Annotated in this window: 11 protein-coding genes; 3 read left to right on the plus strand and 8 right to left on the minus strand. The window is 58.8% G+C overall.

What is annotated here, in order from left to right:
• Window positions 1-8 precede the first annotated feature (8 nt).
• The gene (locus P8Y39_00330) at window positions 9-1,487 is read right to left on the minus strand and encodes a radical SAM/SPASM domain-containing protein (GenBank protein MEJ2190777.1); all 1,479 of its coding nucleotides are present in this window, start codon (window positions 1,485-1,487) and stop codon (window positions 9-11) included.
• 191 nt (window positions 1,488-1,678) lie between these two features.
• Between P8Y39_00330 and P8Y39_00335 the strand changes: the two genes are divergently transcribed.
• The 3 genes from P8Y39_00335 to P8Y39_00345 are packed head-to-tail and all read left to right on the plus strand — an operon-like array spanning window position 1,679 to window position 4,328.
• A complete protein-coding gene (locus tag P8Y39_00335) occupies window positions 1,679-2,176 on the plus strand; it encodes a YajQ family cyclic di-GMP-binding protein (GenBank protein ID MEJ2190778.1) in 498 nt (165 codons plus the stop codon).
• Between the two features lie 51 nt (window positions 2,177-2,227).
• Window positions 2,228-3,550 carry a nodulation protein NfeD gene (locus P8Y39_00340; protein ID MEJ2190779.1) on the plus strand — a complete coding sequence of 441 codons (1,323 nt, stop codon included), beginning with the start codon at window positions 2,228-2,230 and terminating at the stop codon, window positions 3,548-3,550.
• A 19-nt stretch (window positions 3,551-3,569) separates the two neighbouring features.
• Complete coding sequence (locus tag P8Y39_00345; GenBank protein ID MEJ2190780.1) at window positions 3,570-4,328, plus strand: slipin family protein; 759 nt, start codon at window positions 3,570-3,572, stop codon at window positions 4,326-4,328.
• 63 nt (window positions 4,329-4,391) lie between these two features.
• On the opposite strand, the gene P8Y39_00350 is transcribed toward P8Y39_00345, so the two are convergent.
• The 7 genes from P8Y39_00350 to P8Y39_00380 form a co-directional block, all read right to left on the minus strand.
• Window positions 4,392-5,396, minus strand: coding sequence for a ketoacyl-ACP synthase III (locus P8Y39_00350; GenBank protein ID MEJ2190781.1), 1,005 nt, complete (start codon window positions 5,394-5,396; stop codon window positions 4,392-4,394).
• Window positions 5,365-6,387 (minus strand): phosphate acyltransferase PlsX, encoded by a 1,023-nt coding sequence (gene plsX, locus P8Y39_00355; GenBank protein MEJ2190782.1) that lies wholly within the window; start codon window positions 6,385-6,387, stop codon window positions 5,365-5,367. Before plsX ends, P8Y39_00350 begins: the two co-directional genes overlap by 32 nt.
• The gene (gene rpmF, locus P8Y39_00360; GenBank protein ID MEJ2190783.1) at window positions 6,384-6,572 is read right to left on the minus strand and encodes a 50S ribosomal protein L32; all 189 of its coding nucleotides are present in this window, start codon (window positions 6,570-6,572) and stop codon (window positions 6,384-6,386) included. Before rpmF ends, plsX begins: the two co-directional genes overlap by 4 nt.
• Before the next feature lie 2 nt (window positions 6,573-6,574).
• Window positions 6,575-7,084 carry a DUF177 domain-containing protein gene (locus tag P8Y39_00365; protein ID MEJ2190784.1) on the minus strand — a complete coding sequence of 170 codons (510 nt, stop codon included), beginning with the start codon at window positions 7,082-7,084 and terminating at the stop codon, window positions 6,575-6,577.
• A 285-nt stretch (window positions 7,085-7,369) separates the two neighbouring features.
• On the minus strand, window positions 7,370-7,960 hold the full coding sequence (locus tag P8Y39_00370) for a DedA family protein (protein ID MEJ2190785.1): 591 nt from the start codon (window positions 7,958-7,960) through the stop codon (window positions 7,370-7,372).
• Between the two features lie 76 nt (window positions 7,961-8,036).
• A complete protein-coding gene (locus P8Y39_00375; GenBank protein MEJ2190786.1) occupies window positions 8,037-9,047 on the minus strand; it encodes a DUF3644 domain-containing protein in 1,011 nt (336 codons plus the stop codon).
• A 15-nt stretch (window positions 9,048-9,062) separates the two neighbouring features.
• Entirely contained in the window at window positions 9,063-9,197 is a 135-nt protein-coding gene (locus P8Y39_00380; protein ID MEJ2190787.1) for a hypothetical protein, read from the minus strand.
• Window positions 9,198-9,324 lie beyond the last annotated feature (127 nt).

A 9,324-nucleotide genomic window follows, 5' to 3' on the forward strand; every position in this document is an offset into this window, starting at 1 on the left:
AAAGAACGCTAGATGAGAGACTGCTCCGCCCTTTCGTCGACCGGTTCTTTTTCTTTCTCGTGGCTCAGGTACTCCTCTTCCCACAGGTCCTGCGTAAGAGACGTTATCTCCCGGCCGTACTGTCTCATCCGTTCCCTGTACTCAGCGTCCTCCAGGGCGGCCGCGGCGTTTTCGTCCATGGGCCTTGCCTTGAAGCGCTTGATGATGCTGTGCCCCACGTCGTGGTGGTCGCGCATGGGACAGGGTGTGACGAAGTTGCCCACCTTTCGGGGCGGCTGGGCGTACCCGTAAAGGTTCTGCCAGGTGCGGATGCTCTCGAAGTACGGGGAAAAGAGCACGTCGTCCAGCGTCTTGTCCTCCCTGTAGACGTCATAGATGTTGGAGACGTAGTAAGGGAAAAAGACGCACGGCGCGATGTTGCCGTTCCAGTCTATGAAGAAGTACCCTCCGGTGCGGCCCGCGGAGATGCACCCGTGGGAGTACGGCCCGCCGTTCCAGAAGTCCACCAGGAAAATGTTCCTCTCCTTGATGAGGTACTGCTCCCGCTGGAACATCTTCACCCGCTGCTCGGGGGTAACCATGAGGTCCACCGTGTAGCTCCGGCCGATGGGCATGTACTGGAAGAGCCAGGCGTAGATGGCTCCCTGGTGCTCGAAATAAAAGTCTATGAGCTCGTCGGAAAGCAGCACCTCGGCGTTATGGCGGGTCGCCGTCATGCTTATGCCGAAGGGGACGCCCTCGCTCCGGAGGTTTTCCATGGCCTGAAGTATCCTCCGGTATACTCCCTCTCCCCGCCGGCCGTCGGTCTCTTTCTGGAAACCCTCTATGGAGATGGCCGGCGTGACGTTGCCCAACTGGGCCATGCGGCGGGCCACCTCGCGGGTGATGAGGGTGCCGTTGGTGTACATCATGAAATAGCTGTCGTTGTTCTGCTCGAATATGTCCAGGATGCCCTTGCCGTCATCCTTGTACAGGAGCGGCTCTCCTCCCGTGATGACCGTGAGGTACGAGCCCCAGAGCTGTTTCTTCTCCTTGATAATCCTGTTCAGGACCTCGGCCGTCAGAGTCTCGCTGTTGCCCGCCGAGCTGGCTGCGTAACAGCCCTTGCAAAAGAGGTTGCACTTTTTCGTGGGACTTATGGTCAGCAGATGGGGAGGCGGAAAGCCGTACTTCTGCACGAAGCCGTGGGTGCGCTCTTTTTCTCTCAAGATTGTGCTGCCCACCAGATTGCCGATGATGGCTCGCGTCACATGAGGCGAAACGCGCCCCTGCTCATAGGCCTTGTTGACCGCCTCCAGGAGGTTCTGCAGGAGGCGGGTCCGCCTGAGCTGAACGCCCTTGGGCCGATTATCTTCGTTCACGATGACCAGATAATCATACAGCTTCTGTTTCCCCTTCTCCAGAGCCATCTTTCGCACGACATCGCGGCGAAGAAGGAAATCCAGCACGTCCGGCGGCAATGTGCCCCATAGTCTGCTAAAATCCACGGCCGTCCCTCCTTTCAGTATTTCCCCTCAAAAAGCTTCTTCTTGGATGCTTCTTCTTAGACTACTTTAGTATCGGCAAGCACCGGTGTCAAGGAATAATTTTCACCTCCCGCCCGGAAAATAAGCGTTGTTGCGCACTTGCAATATACGGTATAATCATCATAATTTTAAGCTCGAAGAAGGAGGGGACCATGGCGGCTGAGCACTCTTTCGACATCGTGAGCCGGGTGGACATACAGGAGGTCAGCAACGCCGTCAACCAGGCCGGGAAGGAGATATCCCAGAGGTTCGACTTCAAGGGGAGCAAAAGCAGTATCGACCTCAACAGGGACAAGGCGGAGATAACCGTGCTCTCCGACGACGAGCACAAGCTCAAGAGCGTAATCGACATTCTTCAGGGCAAGCTGGTCAAACGGGGCGTAGCCCTGAAGTCGCTCGATTACGGGAAAGTCGAACAGGCAGCGGGCGACACCGTGCGTCAGGTCGTCCGTCTTCAGCAGGGGATACCCACCGAGCGGGCCAAGGAGTTGGCCAAGCTCGTAAAGGACATGAAGCTCAAGGTGCAGACCGAGATCCAGAAAGACCAGCTGCGGGTGAAAGGGAAGAACATAGACGACCTGCAGTCCGTCATCCAGGCCCTGAAGGAACGGGACTTCGACTTTCACATGGAGTTCGTCAATTACCGCTGAGGCGCGGGAGCGCGCACACGTCCGGGGGAAACTCTTCTGTTATAATCATATATGTTGAAACGAGCATCCCTGCTGCTTCTCCTTCTTCTGGGCACCGGGGCGTTTCTGGCCCCTGCCGGCAGTTCCCCCGGGGCACAGGAAGGCCGCGAACGGGGAGACATCCCTACGGTCATGGTCATCACCGTGGAGAGTGTCATCGGCCCGGTCTCGGCCGAGTTCATCACGAGAAAGCTCGAGAAGGCCCAACGGCAGGGCGTGGAAGCCCTGGTCATGGAGCTTGACACCCCCGGGGGGCTGGATACGTCCATGCGGAGCATCATCAAGGAGATGAACGCCAGCACCGTGCCTGTGGCGGTCTACGTGGCGCCGCCCGGTGCACGGGCAGCCTCCGCGGGCACCTTCATCACCATCGCCGCCCATGTGGCCGCGATGGCCCCGCGGACCAACATCGGCGCCGCCCACCCCGTGGCCATGGGCGGAAAGATGGACGAGACCATGGCCGAGAAGGTTGCCAACGACGCGGCCGCCTACATCCGCTCTCTGGCCGAGAGCCGGGGCCGGAACGCCCGATGGGCCGAGGACGCCGTGAGAAAGAGCGTCTCGGTCACCGAAGAGGAGGCCCTGAAAAATAACGTCATCGATTTTGTGGCACCGGACGTCCAGTCGCTGCTGGCGCAGATGGACGGGATGACCGTGGAGACAGCCGCCGGGGAGAAGAGGCTCAATACCGCAGGGGCGCACGTCGTGCGCGAGGAGATGGGCTTCCGCTACAAGGTGCTTGACTTCCTCAGCAACCCCAACGTGGCCTATATGCTCATGATTCTCGGGTTCTACGGTATATTCTTCGAGATGGTCAGCCCCGGGACCATCTTCCCCGGGGTCGTCGGGGCCATCAGCCTTATCCTGGCGTTCTACTCCTTGCAGACCCTGCCCGTTAATTATGCGGGGCTTCTGCTCGTGCTTCTGGCCATCGTCCTTTTCATTCTCGAAACCCAGGTGACCTCCTTCGGCGCCCTCACCATCGGCGGCATCATATCGATGACCATCGGCTCCCTCATGCTCTTTGAGGCGGGCCCGTTCTTCAAGCTCTCCCTCTCCGTGGTGGTCACCGCGGTTGCTCTCACAGCGGGTTTCTTTACCATCGTTATCGGCCTCATCATAAAGGCCCACAAGGCCCGGCCCTCCACTGGCCTTGAGGGCCTGGTGGGACTCAGGGGAAAGGCCGTGACGGACATAACCCCCCGGGGCGGACAAGTGAACGTGCACGGGGAGATATGGTCGACCGTAAGCGACGAGCACATTGCCAAGGGTGAGCCGGTGACGGTGGAATCGGCCAACGGGCTCAAGCTCAAGGTAAGGAAAACATCCACATAACAACAGGGGAGGTGCAGCAATGCCCGACATGGGAACAGGCTTTACGGTCTTTGTCGTTATCATCCTGTTCGTGGCCTTCTTTCTCTTCTCGGCCATCAAGGTGCTGAGGGAGTACGAGCGGGGTGTCGTCTTCAGGCTGGGGCGGCTTGTCCCCCTCAAGGGACCGGGGCTTATCATCATAATCCCCGGCGTGGATAAGCTGGTGAAGGTGAGCCTGAGGACCATCACCATGGACGTCCCCCCGCAGGACGTCATCACGGAGGACAACGTTACGGTGAAGGTCAACGCCGTGGTGTACTTCCGGCCCATGGAGCCTGCCAAGGCCATCACGGAGGTGGAGGACTACTTCTACGCCACCAGCCAGCTCGCCCAGACTGCCCTTCGGAGCATTCTCGGGCAGAGCCAGCTTGACGACCTTCTCTCCAAGCGCGACGAGCTGAACGCCAAGCTCCAGGAGGTCATAGACGACCAGACCGAGCCCTGGGGCATAAAGGTCAGCGCGGTGGAAGTGAAGAACGTGGACCTCCCGGAGGAGATGCAGAGGGCCATAGCCAAGCAGGCCGAGGCGGAGCGTCTCCGGAGGGCGAAGGTCATCAACGCCGAGGGCGAGTACCAGGCGTCCAAGAGGCTGACCGAGGCCGCCCAGGTCATCGCCACCGAGCCCATCGCCATCCAGTTGAGGTATCTTCAGACCATGTCGGAGATGTCCGGAAGCCCCAACAACACCACCGTCCTCCCCCTGCCCCTGGAGATACTGCAAAAGCTCATCAAAGCCTGACGCGCATGAAAAAAAGAGGGCCCCTCGAGGGGCCCTCTTTTTTTATTTGCTGGAAGCGGCTCCTCAGGCCGCCCATTTCACAAGGGCGGAGGCCCAGGTGAGCCCGCCGCCGAAGGCTTCCATGAGGACGTAATCGCCGTCCCGCACGCGCCGGGTCCTGACGGCCTCGTCCAGGGCCAGCGGGATGGAGGCCGCCGAGGTGTTTCCGTACGTCTGCAGGTTTACCATCACGCGCTCCATGGGGAGCTTCAGGCGGTTCGCGGTGGCCTGGATTATCCGCAGATTGGCCTGGTGCGGGACGAGCAGGGAGACCTCCGAGGGTTTCATCTTGTTCTTCTTCAGGCACTCCAGGGCGGCCTTCTCCAGGGATTTGACCGCGACCTTGAAGAGCTCGTTGCCCTTCATGTGGATATAGTGAAGCCCCTGTTGGAGGCTCTCCGGGGAGGCCGGGCTCCGGGCTCCTCCCCCGGGCAGGCAGAGAAGGTTGCCCAGGGAGCCGTCGGAGTGAAGCTCCACCGAGAGGATGCCCTCATCCCCTTCGGCGGGCGCCAGGACAACGGCCCCCGCCCCGTCGCCGAACAGCACACAGGTGCTCCGGTCCTGCCAGTTTACGAACCGGGAAAGGACCTCCGCTCCCACGACCAGGACGCGGCCGGCGGCGCCGGTCTTCACGTAGTTCTCGGCCACGGAAAGGGCGAAGAGGAAACCCGAGCAGGCCGCCCCCACGTCGAAGGCGACGGCCCGCTTCGCCTCGAGCTTGTTCTGCAGGATGCACGCGGTGGCGGGAACGGGCATGTCGGCAGTCATGGTCGCGAGCACAATCAGGTCCACGTCCTTGGGCTTTACGCCGGCGTCCCTGAGGGCCCGGACGGAGGCCTCGTAGGCCAGGTCGCTCGTGTTCTCGTCCTCGGCCGCAATCCGCCTCTCCTTGATGCCCGTGCGCTCGGTAATCCACTCGTCGGAGGTATCGACCATCTCTTCCAGGTCGTGGTTGGTAAGGACGTGCCCGGGCGTGTAGGAGCCCGTCCCGACGACCCTAGCCCGCAACGGGGGTCTTTCCCGATGCATGGTATTCCCTGATCTCGGCCGAGATGGCCTCGTGGGCCCGGGTGCGGGCGAACTCCGCGGCCTTGGTGAGGGCGTTCTTGATGGCCTTGGGGCTGGAGCGCCCGTGGCTTATGAAGCAGGTCCCGCGTATCCCCAGGAGAGGGGCGCCGCCGTACTCGTCATAGTCGGTTTTCTTCTTGAAATTCCGGATGCCGGACTTCATGAGGAGATAGCCGAGCTTGCCCACCCTGGAGGCGCCGATCTCGCGCCGTATCATCTTCAGGACGACCTCGGCGAGCCCTTCGCTGGTCTTCAGGAAGATGTTGCCCACGAAGCCGTCGCAGACCACCACGTCGGCGTGCCCCAGAAAAACGGCCCGGGACTCTATGTTGCCGATGAAGTTCACGGAGGATTTCTCCAGGAGCTTGAAGGCCTCCTTGGTGAGCTCGTTGCCCTTGGAGGGCTCCTCGCCAATGGACAGAAGGCCCACCCGGGGACGCGGCACCTTGTGGACGAGCCGCACGTAGGCGTCCCCCATCAAGGCGAACTGAAGGACGTTCTCCGCGCTGCAGTCCACGTTGGCCCCGGCGTCCAGGAGGAGAAAGGGGTTTTCAAAGGAGGGCATCTCCGTGGCTATGGCCGGCCTTTCCACCCCCTCGCTCCGCCCGAGGAGAAAGAGGGCCAGGGCCATCATGGCCCCGGAGTTGCCGGCGCTTACGGCGGCATCGGCTTGGCCCGCCTTGACCATCTCCACGGCACGCCGGAGGGAGGAGTCCTTCTTCTTCCGCACCGCCTGCAAGGGCGGCTCCTCCATGCCCACCACCTCGGTGGCGTGGACGATGGATATTCTCCCCTGGGGATACTTCTTTGAGGAAAGCTCTCGGAGCAAGGCGGGCTCGTCGCCGGCGAGGACCACCTCCGTGTCGGGCAGCTCGTTGACGGTCTCTACGGCACCTTCGACGGTGACCGCCGGAGCGAAGTCACCGCCCATGGCGTCAAGGGCGATTTTCATGCCTCTTTTTCGACTATCTCCAGGACCTTCCGACCGTTGTACGACCCGCAGTGAGGGCAGGCCCGGTGGGACAGCTTGGGCTCCTCGCACTCGGGGCAGAGGATGACATTGGGGCTCTGCCCCTTCCAGTTTGCCCTCCTCTTGTCCCGCCGGGACCGGGTATGTCTGTGTGTCGGGTTTGCCATTCCTAGTTCTCTCCCTTCTTGAAAAACTTCTCCAGAGCCTTGAGACGGGGGTCGACCTCCCTGGTCCCGCAGGCGCATGTCTCTACGTTGAGGTCCGCTCCGCAGTGGGGGCAGAGGCCCTTGCACGCCTCGTCGCAGAGGGACTTCATGGGGATGTTCAGGAGCATCTGCTCGCGGACCACCTCGGCGAGGTCGATTTCGTCCTCGCTGTAAAAGCCGGTGCTCATCTCCTCCTCGGCCAGCTCGTGCTCCTCTTCCTCGCCCATCTCCTTCTCGGGGGAGAAGGCAAGGTCCAGGGGGACGGTGAGGTCCCTCTCGAACTCCTTGAGGCAGCGGCTGCAAACCAGACGGAGTCCGGCCGTGGCCTCTCCCCTCATGAGGACGTCCTCTTCGACTTTCTCGACCCGAAGGCTCACCTTCGCCGTGACAGGCCCCGCATCCTCGTCGACAAACGCCTCTTCGCCCTCTATGTCCAGACCCTCTTCGGGTATCCGTGAGACTTGGATCTTCATTTTTTTAAAGAACCAAAAGAAAGAATATGCTACCTGATTTATCCTTTAAAGTCAAGGCGCTCCGCGCCTACCCTCCCCTGCTTTGCCCGCGGGGCTCGGGCTTACAGACCGGGCAGAATAATTCCCCCCGCTCCAGGGGGCACACGTGCCCTCATCCGGCACAGCATGTGCAAAGCTCCGGGGCCTGCCTACAGTCCGGACACACCTCGCCCATTCACCAATTATAATCCGCCCCACCGTGGTTTCACAAGCCGGTTTGCACACTTTTTGTGCCCCCGTGGAGGGCTAGAGGACGTAGCGGATGAGGAGAAACCCGCCGACGAGAAGCACCATGAAGGCCACCGTGAGGGCGTTGAAGTAGCGGTCTATGAAGCTCCGTATCGAGGGGCCGAAGACATAGATGAGAGCGGCGATGAGGAAGAACCGGGCCCCCCGCGAGAGCGCCGAGGCCAGCATGAAGACGCCGAAGTTCACCCGGAAGAACCCGGCGGAGATGGTGAAGACCTTGTAGGGAATGGGGGTGAAGCCGGCCACGGCGATGGCCCAGCCCTCGTACTGCAGGAAGTACTCGCGCACGGCCTCAAACCCGGCCCGGTCCACGTAATGAAAGAGTATCCCCTCCCCGATGAGGTCCCAGAAGGCCGTCCCCAGGTAATACCCCAGGGCGCCTCCCAGCACGGAGCCCACGGTGCAGAGCGCGGCATAGCGAAAAGACCTCCGGGGGATGGAAAGCCCCAGGGCGATGAGCAGGACGTCCGGGGGGACGGGGAAGAAGCTGCTTTCGGCCACGGCCAGAAGAAACAGGGCCGGCGAGCCGTAGGGCGTCTCGGCCCAGTGCAGCACCCAGTCATAGAGGCGGCGGAGAGGTCCGAACATGGGGTTGATTATACATGAAAGATGTGCTGCGCTTGTTGCTGATATACGACTGTTACACCGTGCAAACAGCCGGTGCCTAATTGCTGCGCTCCCTCTTTGCTCGAAGGTGCGACTTATAGTCCTTTAAAGCATCCTCGATGTCGGCCTTCGTGAGACGCTTCACCCAAGCAATCACGTCTCTCGAATACTTAGTTAAAACTCCCTCCTCGGCTTGCCAACAATACTCAGCCTTCTCCTTCAGGTTATACTTCCACACAATCGCCTGGAATACATGTGACGTAAAATTAAAGCCGTGAAGGCTTGCGATTGTATCAACTATGTCTTTCTGCCTCAATGGGTGAGTAATGTTTGGATCCTGAGTCTTGACTATGGCTAAGGGTCCGCCTGACTTTACCACGCCTTCGAGACCCACGACAACGTCAGCGCGCTCTATTTTCTTAGTTGATTCAAGTTTCACACTAAAAACGGTCAACAGTCGGCCCGTATCATAATTATTTCTTTGCACTTCATCGACGGATTCAGCCAATTCGGATAAGTACTGTTTCACAGCTCTGGTAGGTTTTTCTCTGTTCGTCTTTTCTGATATGTAGGCTATAGGGTCAATTGGCGTTGAAAACCCAAGTGGCAGCAGTTGCCAATTAACCTCTTCTTCTATCTTTGCATCAAAGGCTTCAGCCAGAAGGTCCTTAAAATTAATTATGCTTGTTTGGGCAAGTGCACATACAAGGATTCCAAATCCTTTTTCGTTATAGAAGTGAACTGCATTATCCCGATAAGTACTTAGTAATTCAAGATTTCTTCTTACAGGCAAAGAAGGGATGCTCTTTGGAAAGAGAACCTCTGACTTCGTCAATGCGTCCTTCCAAGATAGAGTCCTGTATGGTTGATTTCTTTTCTTCGGATAAAAGATGGACTGTCCATTTTTTGACAAAAGAGCCTTCAAGGCCAGTTCCCAAGCATTCAAGAGTAAAATTATGAAACACTCGTCCCTGTATTTGAAGATAGGCTTATTATAAATCTCTATGGCAGCAACCATGGCAGCCTTTGCATTATCAAGGAGTTTTCTATAAGAGCCTCTATAATTCATTCCCTTTAGTAATCCTCAAATTATCATGGGCAGAACCCTTAGAAATACCCTCTTACCAACTAATTTTGGAGGATTCTTCGAATATCTTCCTCTCCTCTCGAATTTCGCGGCCAGGGCACGCAATTTGTTCTTGAAATCAACGATTTCCACCTTGGCATTATAGCCCAAAAGTGCATAAAAAGGTCCCCCTCCCCATCCTTCCCTTCTGTAATCCGCTTCACATACTTTCGGCAGCCGTCCTTACTAATGTAAGTACAGGTTATGTGCGCTGCTGTGC

The sequence above is a fragment of the Nitrospirota bacterium genome (assembly GCA_037386965.1).
Taxonomy (GTDB): domain Bacteria; phylum Nitrospirota; class Thermodesulfovibrionia; order Thermodesulfovibrionales; family JdFR-86; genus JARRLN01.